Annotated in this window: 19 protein-coding genes; 13 read left to right on the top strand and 6 right to left on the bottom strand. The window is 74.1% G+C overall.

Annotated elements, in window-relative coordinates; translation table 11 throughout:
* Positions 1–21: 21 nt before the first annotated feature.
* Together argF and K4S16_RS07680 are read right to left on the bottom strand one after the other, a co-directional pair.
* Positions 22–1,023: an ornithine carbamoyltransferase gene (gene argF / locus K4S16_RS07685; protein ID WP_149258174.1), complete on the bottom strand. Its 1,002-nt coding sequence runs from the start codon at positions 1,021–1,023 to the stop codon at positions 22–24.
* Positions 1,023–2,264, bottom strand: coding sequence for an arginine deiminase (locus K4S16_RS07680; RefSeq protein ID WP_149258173.1), 1,242 nt, complete (start codon positions 2,262–2,264; stop codon positions 1,023–1,025). The genes argF and K4S16_RS07680 overlap by 1 nt, the downstream gene beginning before the upstream one ends.
* 172 nt (positions 2,265–2,436) lie before the next feature.
* Here K4S16_RS07680 and K4S16_RS07675 point away from each other — a divergent pair, with 172 nt between their 5' ends.
* The 5 genes from K4S16_RS07675 (at position 2,437) to polX (ending at position 7,758) form a co-directional block, all read left to right on the top strand.
* Entirely contained in the window at positions 2,437–3,363 is a 927-nt protein-coding gene (locus K4S16_RS07675; RefSeq protein WP_149258172.1) for an ABC transporter ATP-binding protein, read from the top strand.
* Between the two features lie 50 nt (positions 3,364–3,413).
* Positions 3,414–4,130 carry an ABC transporter permease gene (locus K4S16_RS07670; protein ID WP_149258799.1) on the top strand — a complete coding sequence of 239 codons (717 nt, stop codon included), beginning with the start codon at positions 3,414–3,416 and terminating at the stop codon, positions 4,128–4,130.
* A 3-nt stretch (positions 4,131–4,133) separates the two neighbouring features.
* Positions 4,134–5,093 (top strand): DMT family transporter, encoded by a 960-nt coding sequence (locus tag K4S16_RS07665; protein WP_149258171.1) that lies wholly within the window; start codon positions 4,134–4,136, stop codon positions 5,091–5,093.
* A 71-nt stretch (positions 5,094–5,164) separates the two neighbouring features.
* Positions 5,165–6,001: a proteasome subunit beta gene (prcB, locus tag K4S16_RS07660; protein ID WP_149258170.1), complete on the top strand. Its 837-nt coding sequence runs from the start codon at positions 5,165–5,167 to the stop codon at positions 5,999–6,001.
* Between the two features lie 38 nt (positions 6,002–6,039).
* Positions 6,040–7,758 carry a DNA polymerase/3'-5' exonuclease PolX gene (polX, locus tag K4S16_RS07655; RefSeq protein WP_149258169.1) on the top strand — a complete coding sequence of 573 codons (1,719 nt, stop codon included), beginning with the start codon at positions 6,040–6,042 and terminating at the stop codon, positions 7,756–7,758.
* A 7-nt stretch (positions 7,759–7,765) separates the two neighbouring features.
* Here the strand turns inward: polX and K4S16_RS07650 are convergent, their stop codons facing one another.
* From K4S16_RS07650 to K4S16_RS07640, 3 genes are all read right to left on the bottom strand, one after another.
* Positions 7,766–8,770, bottom strand: a complete 1,005-nt coding sequence (locus K4S16_RS07650) for a heme A synthase (RefSeq protein ID WP_235036643.1) — start codon at positions 8,768–8,770, stop codon at positions 7,766–7,768.
* Positions 8,771–8,869: 99 nt separating this feature from the next.
* Complete coding sequence (locus K4S16_RS07645) at positions 8,870–10,096, bottom strand: PrsW family intramembrane metalloprotease (protein ID WP_149258168.1); 1,227 nt, start codon at positions 10,094–10,096, stop codon at positions 8,870–8,872.
* Positions 10,097–10,168: 72 nt separating this feature from the next.
* Positions 10,169–11,158 carry a heme o synthase gene (locus K4S16_RS07640; protein WP_375708324.1) on the bottom strand — a complete coding sequence of 330 codons (990 nt, stop codon included), beginning with the start codon at positions 11,156–11,158 and terminating at the stop codon, positions 10,169–10,171.
* 553 nt (positions 11,159–11,711) lie between these two features.
* On the opposite strand from K4S16_RS07640, the gene tkt reads away from it, so the two are divergent.
* The 6 genes from tkt to zwf all read left to right on the top strand — a co-directional run bounded on the left by tkt (position 11,712) and on the right by zwf (position 21,798).
* Positions 11,712–13,838, top strand: coding sequence for a transketolase (gene tkt / locus K4S16_RS07635; protein ID WP_149258167.1), 2,127 nt, complete (start codon positions 11,712–11,714; stop codon positions 13,836–13,838).
* Between the two features lie 101 nt (positions 13,839–13,939).
* The gene (tal, locus tag K4S16_RS07630) at positions 13,940–15,055 is read left to right on the top strand and encodes a transaldolase (RefSeq protein ID WP_149258166.1); all 1,116 of its coding nucleotides are present in this window, start codon (positions 13,940–13,942) and stop codon (positions 15,053–15,055) included.
* The gene (locus tag K4S16_RS07625) at positions 15,052–16,707 is read left to right on the top strand and encodes a glucose-6-phosphate isomerase (protein ID WP_149258165.1); all 1,656 of its coding nucleotides are present in this window, start codon (positions 15,052–15,054) and stop codon (positions 16,705–16,707) included. The genes tal and K4S16_RS07625 overlap by 4 nt, the downstream gene beginning before the upstream one ends.
* Before the next feature lie 126 nt (positions 16,708–16,833).
* Complete coding sequence (locus K4S16_RS07620) at positions 16,834–18,516, top strand: phosphoheptose isomerase (RefSeq protein WP_149258164.1); 1,683 nt, start codon at positions 16,834–16,836, stop codon at positions 18,514–18,516.
* Positions 18,513–20,126 carry a glucose-6-phosphate isomerase gene (locus K4S16_RS07615; protein WP_149258163.1) on the top strand — a complete coding sequence of 538 codons (1,614 nt, stop codon included), beginning with the start codon at positions 18,513–18,515 and terminating at the stop codon, positions 20,124–20,126. The genes K4S16_RS07620 and K4S16_RS07615 overlap by 4 nt, the downstream gene beginning before the upstream one ends.
* Positions 20,127–20,271: 145 nt before the next feature.
* Positions 20,272–21,798, top strand: coding sequence for a glucose-6-phosphate dehydrogenase (gene zwf / locus K4S16_RS07610; RefSeq protein WP_149258162.1), 1,527 nt, complete (start codon positions 20,272–20,274; stop codon positions 21,796–21,798).
* Positions 21,799–21,815: 17 nt separating this feature from the next.
* On the opposite strand, the gene K4S16_RS07605 is transcribed toward zwf, so the two are convergent.
* The gene (locus tag K4S16_RS07605; RefSeq protein WP_149258161.1) at positions 21,816–23,024 is read right to left on the bottom strand and encodes an RNA-guided endonuclease TnpB family protein; all 1,209 of its coding nucleotides are present in this window, start codon (positions 23,022–23,024) and stop codon (positions 21,816–21,818) included.
* Positions 23,025–23,158: 134 nt separating this feature from the next.
* On the opposite strand from K4S16_RS07605, the gene K4S16_RS07600 reads away from it, so the two are divergent.
* Positions 23,159–24,220 carry a glucose-6-phosphate dehydrogenase assembly protein OpcA gene (locus tag K4S16_RS07600; protein ID WP_149258160.1) on the top strand — a complete coding sequence of 354 codons (1,062 nt, stop codon included), beginning with the start codon at positions 23,159–23,161 and terminating at the stop codon, positions 24,218–24,220.
* On the top strand, positions 24,217–24,990 hold the full coding sequence (gene pgl, locus K4S16_RS07595) for a 6-phosphogluconolactonase (RefSeq protein ID WP_149258159.1): 774 nt from the start codon (positions 24,217–24,219) through the stop codon (positions 24,988–24,990). Before K4S16_RS07600 ends, pgl begins: the two co-directional genes overlap by 4 nt.
* Positions 24,991–25,055 lie beyond the last annotated feature (65 nt).

Here is a 25,055-nt window from a genome sequence, read left to right as displayed (position 1 = left end):
TCCCCCTCCCCGGCGGTCCGCTCAGCCGAGCGTCGCCACCATGACCGCCTTGATGGTGTGCACCCGGTTCTCGGCCTCGTCGAAGACGATCGACGCCTCGGACTCGAAGACCTCGTCGGTGACCTCCAGGGCGTCCAGGCCGGTCTTGCGGAAGACCTCCTCGCCCACGGCGGTCGCCCGGTCGTGGAAGGCCGGCAGGCAGTGCATGAACCGGGCGGCGGGGTTGCCCGTCGCCCGCATGACCTCCGCGTTGACCTGGTAGGGCCGCAGCAGCGCGACGCGCTCGTCCCACACCTCGGCCGGCTCCCCCATCGACACCCACACGTCGGTGATCACGAAGTCGGCGCCGCGCACGCCCTCCCCGACGTCCTCGGTGAAGGCGATCTCGGCGCCGGTCCCGGCCGCGACCGCGCGCGCCGGCCCGACGACCGCCTCCTCGTCGGGCCAGAGGCTCCGCGGGGCGACGATGCGGACGTTCATGCCGAGGAGCGCACCGGCCGCCACGTAGGAGTTCCCCATGTTGTTGCGCGCGTCGCCCAGGTACGCGTAGGTGATCTCTTGGAGCGGCCTGCCGCCGTGCTCGCGCATGGTCAGCATGTCGGCGAGCATCTGCGTCGGGTGCCACTCGTCGGTCAGCCCGTTCCACACCGGGACGCCCGCGTGCTCGGCCAGCTCCTCGACGAGCCGCTGGCCGGCCCCCCGGTACTCGATGCCGTCGTACATCCGCCCGAGGACGCGCGCCGTGTCCTTCATCGACTCCTTGTGGCCGATCTGCGTCCCGGTGGGGCCGAGGTAGGTGACGTGGGCGCCCTGGTCGTGCGCGGCGACCTCGAACGCGCAGCGGGTCCGCGTGGAGTCCTTCTCGAAGATCAGCGCGATGTTCCGGCCCGCCAGCGCCCGCACCTCCGTCCCGCCGTACTTGGCGGCCTTCAGCTCGGCCGCCAGGTCGACGAGGTACCCGAACTCGCCCGGGGTGAGGTCGAGCTCCCTGACCAGACTGCGCCCGCGAAGGTCGAAGGCCATCAGGCGTCCCGGACGAGCGGGCAGCTCATGCAGCGCGGGCCGCCGCGCCCCCGGCCGAGCTCGCTGCCGCGGATCGTGATGACCTCGATCCCGTTGCGGCTCAGGTGGTTGTTGCTCGTGGCGTTGCGCTCGTAGGCGACGACGACGCCGGGCGAGACGGCCAGGACGTTCGCGCCGTCGTCCCACTGCTCGCGCTCGGCGGCGAACACGTCCTGGGTCGGGGTGAGGACCTTGATGTCGTCGGTGCCGAGCGCGGCGGCGATCGCCCGGTGCATGTCCTCCGGCGGATGGTCGGTGATCTTGAGTTCCTTCTCGGTGTCACCGGGCTCGACGGTGTGCGACGGCAGCATGCCCATCCCCGCGTACTTGGTGAACACGCCGTGGTCGACCATGGTCATGACCGTGTCCAGGTGCATGAACGCCCGCTTGCGCGGCATCCGCAGCGCGACGATCCGCTCGCAGGAGCCGGCGGCGAACAGCGACTGGGCGAGCATCTCCACCGCCTGCGGCTGCGTCCGCTCGCTCATCCCGACCAGCACGCTGCGGTTCCCGAGGACCAGCACGTCGCCGCCCTCCAGCGTCGCCGGCGCCATCGCGGTGCCGCGGTTCCACACGTGGTAGCCGCCCTCGGCGGGGCGGTCGTGCCCGGGGGCGAACAGCGGATGCCAGCGGTAGACCGCCTCCATGTTCACCGTCTCGCGCATCCGGGCCTTCATGCGCATCGTGTTGATGGAGACGCCGTCGTAGATCCAGCAGGACGTGTCGCGGGTGAACAGGTGGTTCGGCAGCGGCGGCAGGACGAACCCGTCCGCCTCGACGGAGTGGAACGCGATGGACGCCGGCTCGGGCATCCGCTCCAGCATCTCCCGCTTGGTGATGCCGCCGACCAGGAACGCGGCCAGGTCCGCGACGTCCATGGCGTCGAAGCAGTTGCGGATCGCGTCGGTGGCGAGCGGGCCGAACCAGTGCGGATCGACGATCCGGTCGAGGATGTGGCGGCGCGCCTCGGGGATCGTGACGGTCTCGGTCAGCAGGTCCGTCAGCAGGTGCGTCCGTACGCCCTGGGCGCGCAGCACGTCCTCGAACTCCTCGTGCTCCTCGACCGCGCGCCTGACCCACAGCACGTCGTCGAACAGCAGCCCGGCGGCGTTGGAGGGGGTGAGCCGCTTCAGCGAGAGCTCGGGCCGGTGCAGCAGCACCTCCCTGAGCCGGCCGACCTCCGAATCGACGTGGAACGCCATCCCACCTCCCCGGGGGCCCGGCCGCGGCGCCGCGGCTCCCCTGATCGCGGATTCCCCGGCGCGGGGCGGCGAAACTAGATCGACTTCCACCGGACGGCTTTACCGCGCCTTCACGCGGCCGGGGCCGGGTCCGGGCGCGGAGCTGTCCTCCCCCGGACCTAAACTCGTCAGCATGACACCCCCCGGAGACGGCGCGGTCGAACTGCGCTCCCTCGCCAAACGCTACGGCGCGGTGACGGCCGTGGACGGCCTGTCGCTCAGCGCCGCCCGGGGAGCGGTCACCGCGCTGCTCGGCCCGAACGGCGCCGGCAAGACCACCACGATCGAGATCTGCGAGGGGTTCCGGCGGGCCGACTCGGGCACCGTCCGCGTCCTCGGCCTCGACCCCGCCTCCGACGGGCGCGCGCTGCGGCCGCGGGTCGGCGTGATGCCGCAGTCCGGCGGCGTGCCGGGCACGGCCCGCGCGGGCGAGTTCCTGCGGCTGGTCGCCTCGTTCCACGCCGCCCCGCTCGACGCCTCCGCCCTGCTGGAGCGGCTCGGCCTCGCCGAGCACGCCCGCACCCCGTTCCGGCGCATGTCGGGCGGGCAGCAGCAGCGGCTCTCGCTGGCCGTCGCCGTGGTCGGGCGCCCCGAGCTGGTCTTCCTCGACGAGCCCACCACCGGGCTCGACCCGCAGGCCAGGCACGCCACCTGGGACCTGATCGGCGAGCTGCGCGCCGCCGGGGTGTCGGTCGTGCTCACCACGCACAACATGGAGGAGGCCGAGCGCCTCTCCGACCACGTCGTGATCGTCGACGGCGGCAGGGTCGTCGCCGAGGGCGCCCCCGAGGAGCTGACCGGCGCCGAGCGGCAGCTGCGGTTCCGCGCCCGTCCCGGCCTCGGCCTGGAGGAGCTGCTGGCGGCGCTGCCCGCCGGGAGCGCCGCCAAGGAGTCGCCCGCCGGGCACTACCTGATCGAGGCGGAGGTCAGGCCCGAGCTGCTGGCCACGGTCACCGCCTGGTGCGCCTCGCACGGCGTCCTCACCGAGGACCTGCGCATCGAGCGCCGCACGCTGGAGGACGTCTTCCTGGAACTCACCGGACGGGAGCTGCGCTCGTGACGACCCCGCTCGACCTGGCCCCCGCGCCGGGCGCCGCGCCGCTGCCGCGGATGATCCTGTCCCAGGCCGGCTACGAGTTCCGCGCCGTGCTGCGCAACGGCGAGCAGCTGCTGCTCACGCTGATCATCCCGGTGGTGCTGCTCACCCTGTTCAGCGCCACGTCCCTGCTCGACCTCGGCGCGGGCCGCCGCGTCGACTTCCTCACGCCCGGGATCCTCGCGCTCGCGGTGATGTCCACCGCGTTCACCGGCCAGGCCATCGGCACCGGGTTCGAGCGGCGCTACGGCGTCCTCAAGCGGCTCGGCGCGACCCCGCTGCCGCGCGGCGGGCTCATCGCGGCCAAGACGCTCAGCGTGGTCGCGGTCGAGGCCGTGCAGGCCGCGGTGGTCTGCGCGGTGGCGCTGGCGCTCGGCTGGCACCCGCACGGCGACCCCGGCTCCGTGGTCGTCCTGCTGCTGCTCGGCACCGCCGCGTTCAGCGGCTTCGGGCTGCTGATGGCGGGGACGCTGCGCGCCGAGGCCACCCTCGCCGCCGCCAACCTCGTCTACATCCTGCTGCTCGCCCTCGGCGGCGTCGTCTTCCCGCTGGACAGGTTCCCCGCGGCGGTGCGGTCGGCCCTGGAGCTGCTGCCGATCTCGGCGCTGGCCGACGGGCTGCGCCAGGTCCTCCAGCACGGCGCCGCGCTGCCCGGCAAGCCGCTGGCCGTCCTCGCCGTCTGGGCCGTCGCGGGCCTCGTCCTGGCCGCCCGCTTCTTCCGGTGGGAGTAGCGCATGGCCCTGTCTGAGGCGCCCGGCTCCTTCGGCGGCGCGTCCCGCCGCGCCCGGCCCCTGCGGCCGCGGGCGGGCTGGTCGCGGACGCTGTCGCTCGGCTCGGTGCCGCCGCCCGCGCTGATCCTGCTCGGCATCATCTCCCTGCAGGTCGGGGCGGGCCTGGCCAAGCACCTGTTCGACCGGCTGCCGCCGAGCGCCGTCGTGACGATGCGGCTGCTGACCTCGGCGGTCGTGCTGGGGTTCCTCGCCCGCAAGGCGCTGCGGACCGTCCTGCGCGACCACTCGCGCTCCAGCCTCGCCATCGCCGCCGGGTTCGGGCTGGCGCTGGCGCTGATGAACTTCTCGATCTACCAGTCGTTCTCGCGGATCCCGCTCGGCGTCGCGGTCACGATCGAGTTCCTCGGGCCGCTCGCGGTCTCCATCGCGGCCTCCCGGCGCCCCCGGGACGCGCTTTGGGTCGTGCTCGCGGGGGCCGGGGTCGTCCTGCTGGCCAGGGGCGGCAGCGGCGCCCTCGACCCGGTCGGCATCGCGTTCGCCCTGCTGGCGGGGGTCTGCTGGGCGGGCTACATCGTGCTCACCGCCGCGACCGGCAGGCGGTTCTCCGGCACCACCGGCCTGGCGCTCGCCAGCATCGTCGGGACGGTCGCGATCCTCCCGCTCGGCGTGGCGTCGGCCGGCTCCGCCCTGCTCGACCCGCGGCTCCTGCTGATCGGCCTCGGCGTCGGGCTGCTGTCGTCGGTGATCCCGTACTCGCTGGAACTGGAGGCGCTGCGGCGGATGCCCGCCCGCGTCTTCGGGATCCTCATGAGCCTGGAGCCCGCCGTGGCGGCGCTCGTCGGGGTGGCGCTGCTCGGCGAGGTCCTCACCGTGCGGCAGTGGGTCGCGATCTGCTGCGTCATCGTCGCCTGCGCGGGCGCCACCAGGGGACAGAAGGACCCTCCCGAGGCCCCCGAGGCGTGAGCGGTGGCGGCCCCGTGTGGCAGCGTGGAAGGATCGGAACGTCGCGATCATCGAGCCGGAGAGGAGCCGCCGTGATCGGCCGGAGCGAGGACCAGGGGATTCCGCCCGAGTTCTTCGAGGCGGGGTCGGCATCGTTCGTCGACTTCCTGCGCCTGCACTCCCCTGAGCTGCTGCCCGTGAACCGGGTGCCCGAGGGGGACGCGCCCGAGCTGCCGCACGGGACGACGGTCCTGGCGTTGACGTTCCCCGGCGGCGTCATGATGGCCGGCGACCGGCGCGCCACGCAGGGCAACCGCATCGCCTACCGCGAGCTCGACAAGGTGCAGCGCGCAGACGAGTACTCCGCCGTCGCCTTCGCCGGAACGGTCGGCTTGGCGCTGGAGATGGTCCGCCTGTTCCAGGTGGAGCTGGAGCACTACGAGAAGATGGAGACCGTCCCGCTGTCGCTGCCGGGCAAGGCCCGCCGCCTCGGCGCCGTGATCCAGGCGAACCTCGCGCAGGCCCTCCAGGGGCTGGCGGTCGTCCCGCTGTTCGCCGGCCTCGACCCCGACTCCGGCGAGGGCCGCATCTACACCTACGACATCACCGGCGCCCCGCAGGAGGCCCGCGGCTTCCACGCCGACGGCTCCGGCTCCCCCTACGCGACCGGCGCGCTGAAGAAGCTCTACCGCGACGACCTGTCCCTGGAGGACGCCGCCACCGCGTGCGTCCAGGCCCTCTACGACGCGGCCGACGACGACACCGCCACCGGCGGCCCCGACCCGACCCGGCGCATCTACCCGACCATCGCGGTCGTCACCGCCGACGGCTACCGGCGGCTGCCCGACGAGCAGGTGGCGGCGATCGCCGACGAGGTCGTGCGCGGCCGGACGGAGCGGCCCGGCGGCCCCGTCGCGCCGCTGCGCTGAGCGCCGGAAGCGTCGTACCCGGCTTCTAGACTCGGCCCATGGCACGGGCGAACGACGAGGCTGCGGCCCTCATCCAGGAACTAGCCGACCTGCTGTCCATCACGGGCGGGGACGCGTTCAAGATCAGGGCGTACGAGAAGGCGGCGCGCGCGGTCGCGGGCCACCCGGGCGACATCTCCGGCCTCGATCTGGCCGGGCTGCGCAAGATCTCCGGGGTGGGCGACGCGATCGCCAAGAAGCTCCTCGACTACAACACCACCGGCACGATCCGCCAGGTCGAGGAGCTGCGCACGCAGATCCCGTCCGGGGTCAGGGCCCTGACCGCCATCCCCACGCTCGGCCCGAAGAAGGCCCTCGCCGTCTACGAGGCGCTCGGCGTCTCCTCGGTGGACGAGCTCGCGGCCGCCATCGGCGAGGGCCGCCTGCGCGGCCTCAAGGGCTTCGGCGCCAAGACCGAGGAGAACATCCTCCGGGGCATCGAGCTGATGCGCAGCTCCGGCGACCGCGTCCTGGTCGACGCGGCCGCGGGCGTCGCCGACGAGATCGTCGCGGCCCTGTCCGAGCTGCCCCAGGTGGAGCGCTGCGCCCACGCCGGCTCCCTGCGCCGCATGCGCGAGACGATCGGCGACGTCGACGTCCTCGCGGCCTCCCACGACCCGCGTCCGATCATGGAGGCGTTCACCGCGCTGCCGTTCGTCGCGGAGGTGATCGCGGGCGGCGACAAGAAGACCTCGGTGCGCACCGCCACCGGCCTGCAGGTCGACCTGCGGGTCGTCCCGCCCGAGTCGTGGGGCGCCGCGCTCCAGTACTTCACCGGCTCGCAGGCGCACAACATCCGCACCCGCGAGATCGCCGTCAAGGCGGGCCTCAAGCTGTCGGAGTACGGGCTGTTCGACGCCGGCAGCGGCGAGCTGATCGTGTCGAAGACCGAGGAGGAGGTCTACGAGCGCCTCGGCCTGCCGTGGGTCCACCCCGCCCTGCGCGAGGACACCGGCGAGATCGAGGCCGCGCTCAAGGACGAGCTGCCCCGCCTGGTGACGGTCGAGGACCTGCGCGGCGACCTGCACAGCCACACCGACCTGACCGACGGCGTCGCCTCCCTGGAGGACATGGTCGCCGCGGCGCGGGCCCGCGGCCTGGAGTACTACGCGATCACCGACCACGCGCCGAACCTGGTCATGCAGCGCATGACCGACGAGAAGATGCTCGCCCAGCGCGCGCAGATCGCCGAGCTGCAGGAGCGGTGCCCCGGCCTCACCCTCCTGCACGGCACCGAGCTCAACATCGACCCCGACGGCGGCGTCGACTGGGACGCCGACTTCCTGTCCGGCTTCGACGTCTGCGTCGCCTCCGTCCACTCCCACTTCACGCAGGACGAGGCCGACATGACCCGGCGGCTCGTCCGCGCGTGCGAGAACCCGCACGTCCACGTGATAGGGCACCCCACCGCCCGCAGCATCGGCCGCCGCCCGCCGGTGAACGCCGACTGGGACGAGGTGTTCCGCGCCGCCGCCCGCACCGGTACCGCGATGGAGATCGACTCCTTCCCCGACCGCCTCGACCTGCCCGCCGACCTGGTCCGGCGCGCGAAGCGGTTCGGCGTGAAGTTCTCCGTCGACACCGACGCCCACTCGGTCGGCCACCACCGCAACATCCGCTACGGCGTCGGCACCGCCCAGCGCGGCTGGCTGACCCCGGACGACGTCATCAACACCTGGCCGCTGGAGCGGCTGCGCGCGTTCCTGCGCAAGAGCTGAGCGCGGGTCAGGCGGGCTGGGGCGCCCCGGCGGCGTGCGGAGCGGCCGGGGCCGGTTCCGCGGTCGCGGGGCCCGGCACCGGGCCCCGGTCGCGCAGGGCGAAGAAGAGACGGAACGCGGCGATCCACATCAGCACCGAGCCGAGCATGTGCAGCAGCACCAGGCCGGCGGGGACGCCGAGGAAGTACTGCGTGTAGCCCACGGCGCCTTGGAGGACGATCAGCCCGGCCAGCTCGTGGGCGCGGCGCCGGGCGGCCGCGGGCGCGCCGGTGCGGTGCAGGGCCGCGATGGCGAGCACCGTCAGCGCGATGGTGAGCCACGCCAGCTCGCCGTGGATCCGGGCGACGTCGGTGATGTCGAAGCCGTAGCGGCGCGACTCGGCGTCGCCCGCGTGCGGGCCGGTGCCGGTGACGACGGTGCCCGCGACCATCACGGCGGCGGAGGAGACCAGCAGCGCGGCGGCGAGGCGGCGCGTCCAGGGCCCGGCGAGCGGGCGGGGCGGCGCGTCGCCCTCCCCCGCGCGGATCCACAGCGCGACGCAGAAGACCAGCAGGGCGGGCGAGACCAGGAAGTGCAGGGACACGGCGGCCGGGTGCAGCTTGGTCAGCACGACGACGCCGCCGATGACCGCCTGGGCGACCACGCTCATCGGCTGGGCCAGCGCCCACCACACCAGGCTCCGGCGGCGCGGCCGCAGCCGCAGCGCGGCGACGAACACCAGGACGCCGACGCCGAGCACCACGAAGGTGATCAGCCGGTTGCCGAACTCGATCGACATGTTGAGCACGTGGTGCTCCGGGTTGTGGGTGGGCACGAGGCTGTCGCCGGAGCAGCGCGGCCAGTCGGGGCAGCCGAGGCCGGACTTGGTGACGCGGACGGCGCCGCCGCTGACGACGATCACCACGTTGCCGATGACGCCGAGCAGCGCGAGCAGCCGCAGCGACCCGGGCGTCGGGCGCCACACGGCGTTCCAGGTCCGGACCAGGGGGTTCGACGACTCTCGCTCTGCCACGGCACCAATCGTATGGCCGGGCCCCCGTGACCGTGACGCGACCCCTGCCCATGCCCGCACCGCACGACCGCGCCGCGCGGACGGGCCGCTGGCCGGGGGTCAGGCGCCGTAGGGGCCGGGTGGTCGGGGCGGCAGGAATCCCGACGGGCCCTGGCGCGCCCACGGCGGCCCGGCCGCCGGCGGGGCCGCTCCGGGGCGCGGCGCTGTGCGCAGGAACGCCTGCCTGGCCAGCGCCATCAGTTCGAGCAGGGAGTCGCGGCGGGTGGCGAACCAGCCCGGGTCGGCGACGCCCCGGTCGGCGCGCTTGTGCAGCAGCGCGAGCTCGGTCGCGGCGAGCTGGTAGTCGACCATGGCGCGCCCGGCGGGCGCGCCGCCGACCGAGCGGGCCCAGCGGCGGGCGGCGCGGCGGGAGGGGATGGAGCGCAGCATGCGCACGTCCTGAGGCGTCACCAGGCCCGTCCCGGCGTACATCGGCAGGTACGCCTCGATGCGCCGCACGGTGCCGCGGCGCTCCACGAACACGATGACGATCAGCGTGACCAGGACGGAGAAGTCGAGCACGTAGACGGCGCCGATGCCGCCGAGCCCGAAGGCGGCGGCCCCGTTCCACAGCCCGTGCAGGACCATCGCGCCGAGCAGCCCGGCCAGCGGCGCGGCGAGCTGGCCGCGCCGGTGGGTGGCGGCGTAGGCGACGCCGAGGCCGGTCATCGCGGTGAACAGCGGGTGGCTGAGCGGCGCGATCAGGCCGCGCAGGATGAACACCGCCTGGAGCTGCTGGGCGCCGCCGTCCTCGAACGCCCGCATGTAGTACGTGATGTTCTCCATCATGGCGAAGCCGAGGCCCACCATGGCGGCGTAGATGATCCCGTCCGCGAACCCGTCGATCTCGTTGCGGCGGAACCACAGCATGCCGAACAGGACGGCGCCCTTCAGCGTCTCCTCGATGACCGGGGCGCCGAAGGCGGCGCTGACGAAGTGGCCCTCCGTCTCGCCGAAGATGGGCACGGTCACGTACAGCATCCCGAGGGTGTTGAGCACGAGGGCGCCCAGGACGGCGACCCCCGCGCCCCACATGAACGAGAAGGCGAGCGCGCGCGGCGGCTCGGGCTCCAGCCGGTCGAGGGTGAGTGCGAGGGCGACCAGCACCGGGATCGGCAGGATCGCGAGGAGCGCCCCGACCCAGAAGGCGGCCCCGCCCAGCACGGCGTACGTGCCGAGCGCGATGACGGCGCACAGCCCGGACACGGTCATGCCGAGGATCAGGCCGACCGGAGGCCGTCCGGGGACGCGGCCCTCGAGCACCGCCTTGGGATCCATGGTCGCCATACCGCGAAGGGTAACGGCAGGTGGGACCGATCGGTAAAGCGCCGGAAGCGCCGCCCCCGGCCGGACGCGCCGTCAGTACAGGAGCGGGTCGACCGCCACGGCGGTGAACAGCAGCGCCAGGTAGACGTTCGACAGGTGGAAGAAGCGCATCGGCCGCAGGTGGACGCCGGTCACCCCGGCGCGCACGGCCTTCAGCAGGCGGTGCCCCTCGGCGAGGAAGACCAGGCCCAGGACGACGGCGACGGCCCCGTACACCGGGCCCATCCCGGCGACGGGCCACAGCACCAGCGAGCAGGCGACGGTCGCGTAGGTGTACACCAGGCTCTCGACGACCACGCGGCGCTCGGAGGCGACGACCGGCAGCATCGGGACCTTGGCGACGGCGTAGTCCTCGCGGTAGCGCATCGCGAGCGTCCAGGTGTGCGGCGGCGTCCAGAGGAACACGACGCCGAACAGGACGAACGGCGTCCAGGCGACGCCCCCGGTGACGGCGGCCCAGCCGATGAGGACGGGCATGCACCCGGCGATGCCGCCCCACACGACGTTCTGCGACGTGCGGCGCTTGAGCAGCAGCGAGTAGACGAAGACGTAGAACAGGATCGCGAACAGCGACCCGGCCGCGGCGACCGGGTTCACCGTGAGCAGGAACCCGACGGTGGACAGCGCGGCCAGCGTCACCCCGAAGACCAGGGCGCGGGCCGGGGTGACCTGGTGGCGGGCCAGCGGGCGGCGCCGGGTGCGGCGCATCTTGGCGTCGATGTCGCGGTCGATGTAGCAGTTGATCGCGTTGGCGGCGCCGGCGGACATGGTGCCGAACGCCAGCGTCAGCAGGACGGTGGGCAGCGGCGGCACGCCCCGGGCCGCCAGGAACATCACCGGGATGGTGGTGATCAAGAGCAGCTCGATGACGCGCGGCTTGGTCAGCGCCACGTAGGCGCGCACGCTCGCACCGAGCGTGCGCCGTTCGGCCCGCTCGGCGGGGGGCGGGGCGAACGGGGACGGCGGCGCCTCGGGCACCTGCTCGTCCAGCTCGATCCCGCGCTTGTTACTGAGCACCGTCACAATCGGGTCCACGTCTGACTAGGGATGAGAAATCGGTACCACCTCGGCGGTGCCCCCGCGATCCGGGCCGGCCTCGGCTGGCTGCGACTTCGGCTTGGTCGTCTTGCCGCGGCCGCTGGCGTCAGCCGCGCAATCACTGTAGTCCGCCCCCTCCCGGGACCGCGCACCGGGTCGCCGGACGCGCCGTGCGCGCCGTGCGCGGCGGTCCGGCGCTCCCGCGGACCGGGGCGGCCGCGGATCACCCGCCGGATCACCCGTGCGGGGGGTTAGCCCGCGGAGCGTTCGGGCAAGGGTGCATGAAGCGTCGCGGCCCGGTGCCCGGCGTGCGGCCCCGCACCCCCCTCGCCCCAGCCTGCGGCGGCCCTCCCGCGCGATAGGCTCGCGGCTGGGCGCGGCACGATCTCCACCAGGCCGCTCCCGTGCGGCCCGGGCGGGGGAAGAGGGGCCGCACCGCCGGACGTTGTCCTGTGTGCCGGGGCCGTCCGCGACGCCGCCGGCGCACAACATTACAGAGTGTTCTTAGACACCGGTTCGAGAGGAGCCTGTCGTTTCCGTGAGCAGGGACAACAGCACGTTTGAGTGGTCCGACCAGGACCGGCGCGCGGTGGACGTGATCCGCGCCCTCGCCATGGACGCGGTCGAGGAGGCGGGCTCCGGTCACCCCGGGACGGCGATGAGCCTCGCACCGGCCGCCTACCTTCTCTTCCAGCGGTTCCTGCGGCACGACCCGACGGACCCGCAGTGGCCCGGGCGGGACAGGTTCGTGTTGTCCTGCGGCCACTCCAGCCTGACCCTTTACATCCAGCTGTACCTGTCGGGCTACCCGATGACGCTGGACGACCTGAAGTCGCTGCGCAAGTGGGGCAGCCTCACCCCCGGCCACCCCGAGTACGGGCACACCGCGGGCGTGGAGACCACGACCGGGCCCCTCGGCCAGGGCATCGCGAACGCCGTGGGCATGGCGATGGCGGCCCGCCGCGAGCGCGGCCTGTTCGACCCTGACGCGCCCGAGGGCGAGTCCCCCTTCGACCACACCGTCTGGGCGTTCGCGTCCGACGGCGACATCGAGGAGGGCATCAGCCACGAGGCGAGCGCGCTGGCGGCGCACCAGCGCCTCGGCAACCTGGTGCTGCTCTACGACGACAACCACATCTCGATCGAGGACGACACGGCCATCGCCCTGTCGGAGGACGTGCGCGCCCGGTACGCGGCCTACGGCTGGGACGTCCACCACGTCGACTGGACCGAGAACGGCGACTACGAGGAGAACGTCGCCGCGCTCGCCGCGGCGTTCGCCGCGGCCAAGGCCGAGACCTCCCGCCCGTCCTTCATCGCGCTGCGCACGATCATCGGCTGGCCGGCGCCGAACAAGAAGAACACCGGCAAGATCCACGGTTCGGCGCTCGGCGCCGACGAGGTCGCCGCGACCAAGCAGGTCCTCGGCATGGACCCGGCCGAGAGCTTCCACGTCCCCGAGGAGGTGCTGGCCCACGCCCGCGCCGTCTCCGACCGGGGCCGCGTGGAGCACGCCGAGTGGAACCGGACCTTCGAGGCGTGGCGGGCGGCGAACCCCGACCGGGCCGCCGAGTTCGACCGGATCTCCTCCCGCACGCTGCCCGCCGGCTGGGAGGAGGCGCTCCCGGCGTTCGAGGCCGGCAAGGACATCGCGACCCGCGCCGCGTCCGGCGAGGTGCTGGCGTCCCTGGCGCCGGCGCTGCCGGAGCTGTGGGGCGGCTCGGCCGACCTCGCGGAGAGCAACAACACGACGATGAAGGGCGAGCCGTCCTTCATCCCGGAGGAGTTCCAGACCAAGGAGTTCCCCGGCCACCGCTACGGCCGCACGCTGCACTTCGGCGTCCGCGAGCACGCGATGGCCGCCATCTGCAACGGCATCGCGCTGCACGGCGGCACCCGCCCCTACGGCGGCACGTTCCTGATCTTCAGCGACTACATGCGCCCGGCGGTCCGGCTGGCGGCGCTGATGAAGCTGCCGGTCACCTTCGTCTGGACGCACGACTCGATCGGCCTCGGCGAGGACGGCCCGACCCACCAGCCCGTCGAGCACCTGTGGGCGCTGCGGGCCATCCCCGGTCTGGACGTCGTCCGCCCGGCCGATGCCAACGAGACCGCGGTGGCGTGGCGGACCGTCCTGCAGCACACCGACCGCCCGGCCGGCCTCGCGCTCACCCGGCAGAAGCTGCCGACGCTGGAGCGCGGCGGCGGGCTCGCGTCCGCGGAGGGCGTCGCCAAGGGCGGCTACGTGCTGGCCGACGCCGACGGCGGGCGGCCGGAAGTGATCATCATCGCGACCGGCAGCGAGGTGGCGCTGGCGCTCCAGGCGCGCGAGGCGCTGCAGTCCGAGGGCACCCCGACCCGCGTCGTGTCGATGCCGTGCGTGGAGTGGTTCGAGGAGCAGTCCGACGCCTACCGGCAGGAGGTCCTGCCGCCCGGCGTGCGCGCCCGGGTGTCGGTCGAGGCCGGCGTGGCGCTCGGCTGGCGCACCTACGTCGGCGACGCCGGCGAGTCGGTGAGCCTGGAGCACTTCGGCGCCTCGGCCGACTACAAGACGCTGTTCCAGCAGTTCGGCATCACCTCCGAGCGCGTGGTGGCGGCGGCCAAGGCCAGCCTCATCAAGGCCGGCGTGCGGAACGCCGGGCAGGGCGAGACGACCGGCAACTGAGCGAGGCCCACGAGGCAGGCGGCGCCCGCGCACCCCTGGGCGCCGCCGCCCCGCCCCCGGGCCGACGGTGACGACGACGTGAAGACGACGAGGAGAAAGCGATGAGCGACATTCTGAAGGAGCTCTCGGGCGAGGGCGTGTCAATCTGGCTGGACGACATCAGCCGGGAGCGGCTGCGCACGGGCAACCTGGCGGAGCTGGTCAAGGACAAGCACGTCGTCGGCGTCACGTCCAACCCGACGATCTTCGCCAAGGCGCTGAGCAAGGGCGACGCCTACGACGAGCAGGTCCGCGACCTCGCGGTGCGCGGCGTGGACGTCGAGGAGGCGTCCCGGGCGATCACCACCTACGACATCCGGTGGGGCTGCGACGTCCTGCGCCCGGTCTACGACCGGACCGAGGGCCTGGACGGCCGCGTGTCGATCGAGGTCGACCCGCGCGTGGCCCGCGACACCCGCCGGACGGTCGCCGAGGCGCGGGCGCTGTGGTGGATGGTCGACCGGCCCAACCTGCTCGTCAAGATCCCGGCGACCGAGGAGGGCCTGCCGGCGATCACGGCGGCGCTGGCCGAGGGCATCAGCGTGAACGTCACGCTGATCTTCTCGCTGGAGCGCTACGGCAAGGTCATCGACGCGTTCTTCGCCGGCCTGGAGAAGGCCAGGGAGAACGGCCACGACCTGTCGACGATCGCCTCGGTGGCCTCGTTCTTCGTCAGCCGGGTGGACACCGAGATCGACAAGCGGCTCGACAAGATCGGCTCGGACGAGGCGAAGGCGCTGCGCTCCAAGGCGGGCCTCGCCAACGCCCGGCTCGCCTACGCGCTGTTCGAGGAGAAGTCCGCCACCGACCGGTGGAAGGCGCTCAAGGACGCCGGGGCCCGTCCCCAGCGGCCGCTGTGGGCCTCGACCGGCGTGAAGGACCCCGACCTCAACGACACTCTGTACGTGGACGAGCTGGTCGCGCCGGGCACCGTCAACACGATGCCGGAGGCGACGCTGGTGGCGGAGGCCGACCACGGCCAGGTCCGCGGCGACACCGTCCGGGGCGCCTACGACGACGCCCGTGCGCACATGGCGGCGCTGAAGGACGCCGGCGTCGACTACGACGACGTCGTGCGGGTGCTGGAGGAGGAGGGCGTCGAGAAGTTCGAGGCGTCCTGGAAGGAGCTCCTCGACACCATCACCGGCGAGCTGGAGTCCAAGAGGGCCGGCGCGTGACCTCGGTGGTGACCGCCGGGGGGATCTCGGTCACCATCCGCGGCGCCGTCGTCGACGAGAGCGAGACGGTCCTCGACCGTCTCGTCTCCGACGGCGCGCCGGGGTCGCTGGCGTCCCGCAGCGCCAAGCTGTGGGGGCCGGACGCGGCCCCGCTCGCCGCCCGCCGGCTCGGCTGGCTCGGCCTGCCGGAGACGTCCCGCTACCTGAGGGACCGGCTGGCGGGCCTCGCGCGCGAGGTCCGCTCCGCCGGCCTCGACAGGGTCGTGCTGGCCGCGTCCGGCGGCCCCGCCCTGGCCGCCGAGACGATCTGCCGGACGGCGGGCGCCGAGCTGACCGTCCTCGACACCAGCGACCCGCACGAGGTGTCCGCCGTCCTGGCGTCCGGCCTCGACCGGACGCTCGTGGTCGTGGCGGACGACGGCGTCGAGGCCGATGCGCTGCGACGCGTGTTCGGCCGCGCCTTCGCCGAGGCGGGGCTGGAGGGCGCGGACCTGGCGGGCCGGTTCGTCGTCGTGGCCGAGGAGGGCTCCGACCTCCAGCGCACGGCCCAGGAGGCCGGACACCGCTTCGTCACGGCCGAATCCGACGTCGACGGCCGGTTCGGCGCGCTCGGTGCGCGGGCGCTGGCCCCCGCCATGCTCGCGGGCGCGGACGCCGAGCCCCTGCTGGACGAGGCGTCCCGGCTCGCGGCGGTGCTGCGGCAGCCCTACGACAACCCGGCGCTGGCGCTCGGCGCGGCGCTCGCGTCCTCGGCCCTCGGCACCCGCGACAAGCTGGTCATCGCCGACCTCGGCTCCGGGCTGGACGGCTTCGCCGCGTGGGCGGAGCAGCTGGTCGCCGGGACGATGGGCAAGGACGGCAAGGGCCTGCTCCCGGTCGTGGTGGAGGGCGTCGACGCGGCCGGATTCGAGCTGACCGGAGACCTGCGGCGCGTCATCCTCGGTCGCCGCCCGGACGAGCCGGGCCCCGGACGCGAGGCGGGCGTGAGCGTCGCCGGGCCGCTCGGCGCTCAGTTCCTGCTGTGGGAGTACGCGGTCGCGGTGGCGTGCCGGGTGATCGGGGCCGACCCGTTCGCCGAGCCCGACACCGGAGAGTCGCGCGAGAGCACCGCGGCGCTGCTGCGCTCCGAGGAGGGCGCGGCGCCCACCGTGGTGCACCGGCCCCCGGAGCTGGTCGAGGGCGCGGTCGAGGTGCACGCCCCCGAGGGCGTGCTGCGCGGTGCGCAGACGCTCACCAAGGCGCTCGACACCGTCCTGGAGGACGTCGAGGACGGCGGCTACCTCGCCCTCCTGGCCTACCTGGACCGGTCCGGCGACGCCGTGGCGGCGGGGCTGCGGCCGCTGCTCGCGGCGCGGGGCGCCAAGGTGCGCAAGCATCCGGTCCCGGTCACGTTCGGGTGGGGGCCCCGCTACCTGCACACGGCCGGGCAGTACCACAAGGGCGGCCCGGCGAACGGCGCGTTCCTGCAGATCACCGGTACCGTCACCCGCGACGTCCCTGTGCCGGGCAGGCCCTACACCCTGGGCGAGCTCCAGCTCGCGCAGGCGTTCGGCGACCTGCGGGTGCTGCGCTCGCTCGGCCGCCCCGCCTACCGGATCCACCTGCGCGACCGCGCCGAGGGGCTCGCGCAGCTCGCCGCGGCGCTCGGCTGACCCGACCCGGATCCGGTCGCGGCGACGCGGGGCGACCGGCCGGATCCGGGACGCGGCGCAGAAGATCGACGGAGATGGTCGCGGATGCCCTTTCTCTCCTGAAACGATGGGGGGTGGGAGGGAACGGTGTCCGGATTCGACGTACTGACGCGCGGCGACGTGCTGGACTCGGCGCTGCAGGCGCGGGACTACCTCGTGAGCTGCGGCGTCCCCGGCGCGCTGGCCGCCAAGGACCCCCGGCTGTGGGGGCGGCGGGCGGTCGACCACAGCCGGCTCGGCTGGCTCGACCTGCCGTTCGCCTCCCGCGGCCTGCTGAACCAGGTGAGCGGCCTGGTGTCGGAGGCGCGGTACTCGGGCCTCGACCACATCGTGCTGATCGGCGTCGGCGCCGAGAGCCTCGCCGCGCAGGCCGTCATGGAGGCGCACGCGCCCGCTCTCGCGGGCTCCGGCGGCGCGCCCGAGCGGCCGTCCGGCGAGCTGACCGTGCTCGACGGCGGCGACACTGCCGCGCTCGCGTTCGCGCTGGAGCGGCTCGACCGCACCCTGGTGGTGCTGTCCAGCAAGGCGGGCGTGTCCCTGGAGGGCGACGCCTACCGCCGGATCTTCGCCGCGGCGTTCCGGGAGCGGGGCCTGTCGGAGCGGGAGATCGCGAGCCGGTTCCTCGTGATCACCGACCACGGCAGCCCGCTGCACGACTTCGCCCGCCAGTGCGGCTACCGGATCGGGCTCACCGACCCGTACCTGCCCGGGCACTACGGCGCGCTGTCCGCGTACGGGCTCGTCCCGGCCGTGCTGGCGGGCGCGGACGCCGACCGGCTGCTGGAGGAGGCGGCCTCCCTGGTGCCCTCGCTGTCCAAGGACGAGGACAACCCGGGGCTGCTGCTCGGCGCCGTCATCGGCGGCTGCGCGCAGCAGGGGCCGGGCGGCCTCGCCCGCGACAAGGTGCTGCTGCGGGAACCGGGCGGGCCGGGCGCGCTGAGCGCGTGGATCTCCCAGCTGCTCGCGGTCGGCACCGGCAAGCGGGGCCGCGGCGTGCTGGCCTTCGAGCCGCCCGGCGCGCGGGGCGACTTCCCCGACGTGCACGGCATCTCGGTCAACCCGCGGTCCGCGGCGCAGGACGAGTCCGACACCTCGGTGTGGGCGCCGCTGGGCGCGCAGTTCCTGCTGTGGGAGTACGCGACGGCGGTCGCCGGGTGGCTGCTCGGGGTGAACCCGTTCGAGGCGGGGAGCACGGTCGTCCAGGAGGCCGAGGACGACGCCGCCACCCTGCTGCGCACGGTCGCGAGCGGGTCGCTCACGCAGGAGCGGCCGGTGTACGTCGAGGACGACATCGAGGTGCACGCCGACTTCCCGTGGCCGCCCGGCGCCGAGCTCCAGACCGTCCTCGGCGGCCTGGTCGCCTCGGTGCCGTCCGACGGCTACCTGGCGGTGATGACGTACCTGTCGGGCGACTTCTCCGGCCGCTACCTCGCGCCGTCGCTGGCCCGCGCGTCCGGCCGCCCGGTCGCCTACGGGCCGGGCCCCGGCTACCCGCACGCGACGGGGCCGGTGCACAAGGACGGGCCGGGCAACGGCGCGTTCCTGATCATCACGGGCGAGCCCGCGCCGGGCGACGCGCTCGCCGCGCACCCCGTCCCCGGCCGCCCCTACAGCCTGGCGCAGCTGCAGATCGCGCGCGCCCTCGGCGAGCTGCGGGCGCTGCGCGCGCGGCGGCTGCCGGTGATCCGGCTGCACCTGCGCAACCCGGTCGAGGGCGCGGGCCGGCTGACCGAGGCGGTCCGCGCGGTGGCGGGGGCGCGCAGGCCGTGAGCTTCACCGCCGTCGTCTCGGGGGAGACGGCCATCACCGCCCGCGGGCCCCTGAAGGAGTCCGCCGAGCGGGTGCTGGGCCGGTTGTGGATCGACCAGGTGCCCGTCCGGCTCGCCTCCGAGGACGCCTCGCTGTGGCCGTCGGCCGCCACCGCCGGCGTGGAGGGGCGGCCGCTGTGCTGGCCCGGGCAGCCCGGCCCCGGCCGCGCGGTGTTGGACCGTGCCGGAGAGCTGCGCTCGCGGGCCCGCGCGGACGGGCTGACCGAGGTGGCGCTGCTCGGCGGCGGCCCCCCGGCCCGCGCCGCCGAGCTGATCGTGCGCGCCCACGGGCTCGCGGCGCCGGACGGCCGCGGTGCGCTGGCGGTGCTGGACGGCCCCGACCCCGGACCGCCGCTGCGCGTCCGGGACGACCCGGACCGGCTGCACCGGACGGCGTTCGTGGTGACCGGCGACGACCAGGCGACCGAGGTGCTGCGGCAGGTGTTCGCCGAGGCCCTGCGGGAGGCGGGCCTCTCCCCCGCCGAGGTCGCGCGGCGGTTCGTCACGGTCGCCGAGCCGCGCGCGGCGGCGGCCAAGCACGCGACGGAGGCGGGGCACGCGCTGGTGGAGGCGCCGGCGCCCACCGCGTTCGGCGCGCTCTCCCCTTACGCGCTGGTGCCCGCCGCGCTCGCGGGCGCCGACGTCGCGGCGCTGCTGGATGAGGCCACCGCCGTCCTGCCGTCGCTGACGCGGCCGGAGAACAACCCGGGGCTCGTGCTCGGCGCCGTCCTCGGCGGCGCGGCCAGGGCGGGGCGGCGGACGGCCGTGCTCGGCGGCTACCCGGCGGCGCTGCCGGGCATCGCCCGGTGGGCGGCGCTGCTGCTGGAGGAGTCCGCCCGCGGCCGGCTGACGCCGGTCGTCCAGGACGGCGGCATGCCGCTGCAGCCCGCCGACGACCTGTTCCTGCTGACGTTCGACGGCCGCCCGCACCAGGACGACGCCACGGTGGCCGGGCCGCTCGCCGCGCAGCTGGTCGTGTGGGAGTACGCGGCCGCGGTGGCGTCCTACCTGCTGGGGGCCGACCCGCTGGCGCCCGCGGAGCGGCCCGCCCCGATGACGCTGGACGACGGGACCGGCGAGCCGCTGTTCGCCGACGGCGACCCCGGCCGGGCGGTCGAGGCGCACACGACCGTCCCGGCGCTGGCGGGCGCGGCCGGGCTCACCGAGCTGCTGGACGCGCTGACCGGCCTGGTCGGGCGGGGCGAGCACCTCGCGCTCGTCGCCTACCTCGACCCGGACGAGGCCCGCGGCCAGGGCGCGCAGGTCCGCCGGCTGGCCGCGCTGCTCGCGGCCCGCTGCGGGCGCCCGGTGCGGGTGGGCTGGGGCGCGCGGCCGCCCGCGGGCGGAAATGATCACCCGGACGGATGCGTTTACCTTCTGGTGACCGGGAACGTCGTCCGCGACGTGCCGGTCCCCGGCCGGCACCACAGGCTCGGCATGCTGCAGCTCGCGCGGGCGCTCGGCGACGCCCGCGACGCGCGCGCGGCGGGCCGCCCGGTGGTACGGCTCCATCTGCAGAACCGCTGGGCGGGGCTGAACCGGCTGCTCGACTCCGCCAGAGGAGACATATGAGGGCTCACGCCGGAGACCGGAGACCGCGGCCGGCCGGGGGGCGAAACCGAGTTGGGGCCCGCGATACGAGTTGGGGCAGGATGCTTGCAGCAGTAGTCGGACAAGGCGCAGTGCGAACAGAGGCAGTGCGATCAGAGGGGGCCACGTGACCAACCCAGCCAATCCGCTCCGCGACCCGCGGGACAAGCGCCTGCCGCGGGTGGCCGGGCCGTGCGTGCTCGTGCTGTTCGGGGTCACCGGGGACCTGTCGCGCAAGAAGCTCCTCCCGGCCATCTATGACCTGGCGAACCGAGGGCTGCTGCCGCCGGGCTTCTCCCTGGTGGGCTTCGCCCGGCGCGACTGGGAGAACGAGGACTTCCGCCAGATCGCCTACGAGTCGGTGAAGGCCCACGCGCGGACCCCGTTCCGCGAGGACGTGTGGACGCACCTGTCGGAGGGCATGCACTTCGTCCCCGGCGAGTTCAGCGACCCGGGCGCGTTCGACGCGCTGGCGATGGCGGTCAAGGAGCTGGACGAGAGCCGCGGCACCGGCGGCAACTACGCGTTCTACCTGTCGATCCCGCCGAAGTTCTTCCCGGAGGTCGTCGAGCAGCTGCAGCGCAGCGGGCTCGCCGACCGCGAGGAGGGCTCGTGGCGCCGGGTCGTCATCGAGAAGCCGTTCGGCCGCGACCTGAAGACCGCGGTGGAGCTGAACGACACCGTGCACCGCGTGTTCCCCGAGGAGACGATCTTCCGGATCGACCACTACCTCGGCAAGGAGACGGTGCAGAACATCCTGGCCCTGCGGTTCGCCAACACGATGTTCGAGCCGATCTGGAACCGCTCCTTCGTCGACCACGTGCAGATCACGATGGCCGAGGACATCGGGATCGGCGGCCGGGCCGGCTACTACGACGGCATCGGCGCCGCCCGCGACGTCATCCAGAACCACCTGCTGCAGCTGCTGGCGCTCACGGCGATGGAGGAGCCGACGTCGTTCAGCGCCGACGCCGTCCGCGCCGAGAAGGCCAAGATCCTTTCCGCGGTGCGGGTGCCCGGCGACCTGGCGCAGTCCACCGCGCGCGGGCAGTACGCGGCGGGCTGGCAGGGCGGCGTGAGCGTCCAGGGGTACCTGGAGGAGGACGGCATCCCCGCCGACTCCCGCACCGAGACCTACGCCGCGGTCAAGCTGGAGATCGACAACCGCCGCTGGGCGGGCGTGCCGTTCTACCTGCGCACCGGCAAGCGGCTGAGCCGCCGGGTGACGGAGGTGGCGATGGTGTTCCAGCAGGCGCCGCACCTGCCGTTCTCGCACACCGACACCGAGGAGCTGGGGCAGAACGCCCTGGTGATGCGGGTACAGCCGGACGAGGGCATCACGGTCCGGTTCGGCTCGAAGGTGCCCGGCACCTCGATGGAGATCCGCGACGTCAACATGGACTTCGCCTACGGCGAGTCGTTCACCGAGGCCTCCCCCGAGGCCTACGAGCGGCTGCTGCTGGACGTGCTGATCGGTGATCCGCCGCTGTTCCCGCGGCAGGAGGAGGTCGAGCTGTCCTGGAAGATCCTCGACCCGATCGAGGAGTACTGGGCGAGCCGCGGCGGCCTCGACCAGTACAAGTCCGGCGGCTACGGGCCCGACAGCGCCGACGAGCTGATGGCGCGGGACGGCCGAACCTGGAGGCGGCTCTAGTTGACTTCCTCCCCCGCTTACGGGCGGGCGATTCCAGCGGTCGCCCGCTGGGTTTCCTGCTTCGCCGACGAGTGCCCCGTCCGGGAGGTGCCCCGTTGAGGTCTTACACCGTCTCCACAGGCGGTCACCGCCAGCCCGGCGGCCAGGACGTTGCGCGCCGCGTTCACGTCGCGGTCATGCACGCTGCCGCAACCGCACGTCCATTCGCGGACGTTGAGCGGCAGCTCGGCGCGGACGGTTCCGCAGGTCCCGCAGAGGTTGGTGGAGGGGAACCAGCGGTCGACGACCACGAGGTCGCGGCCGTACCAGGCGCACTTGTACTCCAGCATCGTGCGCAGTTCCCGCCACGCGGCGTCGGAGATGGCGCGGGCGAGCTTGCGGTTCTTGAGCAGGTTGCCGGCAATGAGGTCTTCGACCACGACCGTTTGGTTCTCACGGACGAGGCGGGTCGACACCTTGTGCAGGAAATCGCGGCGCCGGTCGACGATCCGCGCGTGCACCCGGGCCACCCTGCGGCGGGCCTTGTCCCGGTTCACCGAACCGGGAGCTTTGCGGGCCAGCTCCCGCTGCGCCTTGGCCAGGCGGGCACGGTCCCGCCGCTCGTGCCGGGGGTTGGTGATCTTCTCCCCGGTGGACAGGGCCACCAGGGAGGTGATCCCGGCGTCCACCCCGACCGCCGCGTCAGTGGCGGGAGCGGCGGGGATGGTGTCCTGGCACAGCAGGGAGACGAACCAGCGGCCGGCGCTGTCGCGCGACACCGTCACCGTGCTCGGTTCGGCCCCCTCGGGCAGGTGACGCGACCAGCGGATGTCCAGGGGCGCGGCCATCTTCGCCAGCGTCAGGCGCCCATCGCGCCAGGTGAAGGCACTGCGGGTGTACTCGGCCGAGCAACGCGACCGCTTGCGCGACTTGAACCGCGGATAGGCGGCCCGCTTGGCGAAGAAGTTGGCGAACGCGGCCTGAAGATGTCGCAGCGCCTGCTGGAGCGGCACGCAGGACACCTCGGTGAGGAAGGCCAGTTCCTCGGTCTTCTTCCACTGCGTCAGCGCCGCCGAAGACTGCAGGTAGGAAATGCGGCGCTGCTCGCCGTACCAGGCCCGGGTGCGTTCTTCAAGCGCCTTGTTGTAGACCAGTCGCACGCATCCGAACGTGCGCGACAGCTCGGCCGCCTGCTCGGCGGTGGGGTAGAAGCGGTACTTGAACGCCCGCCTGACCTGCCGCGCCATGCCTCACAAGCTACCGGCCCGGGTGCGAGCGCAGAGGCCAAATCTCCCTGGGGAACTCGTCTTTCCACGTCCTGCTCGACAGGGGCTTCGTTTCCTCCCCGGCTTGAGGCCGGGGTATCCACGAAGGAGCACCGATGAACATCGATCTGACCGGCACGACGACCCGCAAGATCCAGGACGCGCTCACGCAGTCGCGGCACCTGATGGGCGGCCCCGCCGTCGGCATGGTGCTCACGCTGATCATCGTGACGGACGAGTCGGCCCAGTACGACGCGGTGCGCGCCGCGACCGAGGCGGCGCGCGAGCACCCCTGCCGGGTGCTGACCGTCATCTCCCGCGACCCGCGCGGCGGCTCGTCCCGGCTCGACGCCGAGATCCGCATGGGCGAGACCGGCCCCGGCGAGACGGTGCTGCTGCGCATGTACGGGCCGCTCGCCGAGCACGCCGACTCCGTCGTGGTCCCGCTGCTGATGCCCGACACCCCGGTGGTGACGTGGTGGCCCGGCGGCAAGGTGCCGAAGGTGCCCGCCAAGGACCCGCTCGGCCGGCTGGCGCAGCGCCGGGTGACCGACTCCTACGCGGCGCGCGACCGGCTCGGCACCCTCGCCCAGCTCGCCGAGGGCTACCGGCCGGGCGACACCGACTTCACGTGGACCCGGCTGACCTCCTGGCGGTCGCTGCTGGCCGCCGCGCTCGACCAGGACCACGAGGAGATCACCGCCGGCGAGGTGATGGCCGAGCCGGACTCCCCGAGCGCGGAGCTGCTGGCCGCGTGGCTGTCGGTCCGGCTCGGCGTCCCGGTGGGCCGGTCGGTCTCCGAGGGCCCCGGCATCACCGGCGTCCGGCTGGCCACGACGGGCGGCGACATCGTCATCGACCGCCCGGACGGGCGGGTCGCGACGCTGTCCCGTCCCGGCCAGCCCGACCGGCAGGTGTCGCTGATGCGGCGGCCGATGGCCGAGCTGCTGGCCGAGGAGCTGCGGCGCCTCGACCCCGACGAGGTCTACCGCGAGGCCGCCGCCCGGTTCGCCAAGGACCTCGCGGGCGGAACGCAGAAGCCGGGCGTGGCGAGCGAGCCGGTGTCGGCGACGCCCGACGCCGCCAAGACCGGGCCCGCCAGGAAGCAGGCCGAGTCCAAGCAGGGCGAGTCCAAGCCGCCGGCGCGCAAGGGGCGCGGCAAGTCGGGGGACGCGTGACTCCCCCGGCCGTCCTGGTCCACCGCGACCAGTCCCTGCTCGCCGAGGCGGCCGCGGCCCGGCTGGTGACGCGGATCGCCGACGTCCAGGCGGCGCGGGGCTCGGCGTCGGTCGTGCTCACCGGCGGCGGCGTCGGCACGGCGGTGCTCGCCGCGCTGGCCGCCTCCGGCGCCCGCGACGCGGTCGACTGGGGCCGGCTGGACGTGTGGTGGGGCGACGAGCGGTTCCTGCCCGCGGGCGACCCGGAGCGCAACGAGACCGGGGCGCGGGAGGCGCTGCTCGACCGCGTCCCGCTCGACCCGGCCCGGGTGCACGCGATGCCGGCGGCGGACGGCCCGGACGGCGACGACCCCGACGCCGCGGCCGAGCGGTACGCCGCCGAGCTGCGGGCCGCCGCGGGGGCGGGGGGCGGCCCGGTGCCGTCCTTCGACGTGCTGATGCTGGGCGTCGGCCCCGACGCGCACGTGGCGTCGCTGTTCCCGGAGATGCCGGCGCTGCGCGACGAGGGCGCGGTCGCGGCGGTGCGCGGCGCCCCGAAGCCGCCGCCGACCCGGATCTCGCTCACGTTCCCGTCCCTGCGCGCCGCGGACGAGGTGTGGGTGCTGGCGGCGGGCGAGTCCAAGGCGAAGGCCGTCGGGCGCGGGCTGGCCCCGGACGCGGACCCGTTCCAGGTCCCGTGCGCCGGGGCTCGCGGCCGGAGCCGGACCCTCTTCCTGCTGGACCGCGCCGCCGCGTCCGAGCTGCCGCCGGGGAGTTTCACCTCCCCGTGAACCCGGCATGAAGATAGGCCCGTACACCTGGGAGAAGACTGAACGGTAGCGGAGCTTCCGCATGC

Source organism: Actinomadura sp. K4S16, assembly GCF_008327685.1.
Taxonomy (GTDB): Bacteria; Actinomycetota; Actinomycetes; order Streptosporangiales; family Streptosporangiaceae; genus Spirillospora.
The sequence above is the reverse complement of the archived record's forward strand: the minus strand, read 5'-3'. Positions and strand labels throughout refer to the sequence as shown.

Coding starts and splice junctions, on each gene's coding strand:
- argF (WP_149258174.1), bottom strand. CDS start 1,023: ATGGCCTTCGACCTTCGCGGGCGCAGTCTGGTCAGGGAGCTCGACCTC.
- K4S16_RS07680 (WP_149258173.1), bottom strand. CDS start 2,264: ATGGCGTTCCACGTCGATTCGGAGGTCGGCCGGCTCAGGGAGGTGCTG.
- K4S16_RS07675 (WP_149258172.1), top strand. CDS start 2,437: ATGACACCCCCCGGAGACGGCGCGGTCGAACTGCGCTCCCTCGCCAAA.
- K4S16_RS07670 (WP_149258799.1), top strand. CDS start 3,414: ATGATCCTGTCCCAGGCCGGCTACGAGTTCCGCGCCGTGCTGCGCAAC.
- K4S16_RS07665 (WP_149258171.1), top strand. CDS start 4,134: ATGGCCCTGTCTGAGGCGCCCGGCTCCTTCGGCGGCGCGTCCCGCCGC.
- polX (WP_149258169.1), top strand. CDS start 6,040: ATGGCACGGGCGAACGACGAGGCTGCGGCCCTCATCCAGGAACTAGCC.
- K4S16_RS07645 (WP_149258168.1), bottom strand. CDS start 10,096: ATGGCGACCATGGATCCCAAGGCGGTGCTCGAGGGCCGCGTCCCCGGA.
- tal (WP_149258166.1), top strand. CDS start 13,940: ATGAGCGACATTCTGAAGGAGCTCTCGGGCGAGGGCGTGTCAATCTGG.
- K4S16_RS07605 (WP_149258161.1), bottom strand. CDS start 23,024: ATGGCGCGGCAGGTCAGGCGGGCGTTCAAGTACCGCTTCTACCCCACC.
- K4S16_RS07600 (WP_149258160.1), top strand. CDS start 23,159: ATGAACATCGATCTGACCGGCACGACGACCCGCAAGATCCAGGACGCG.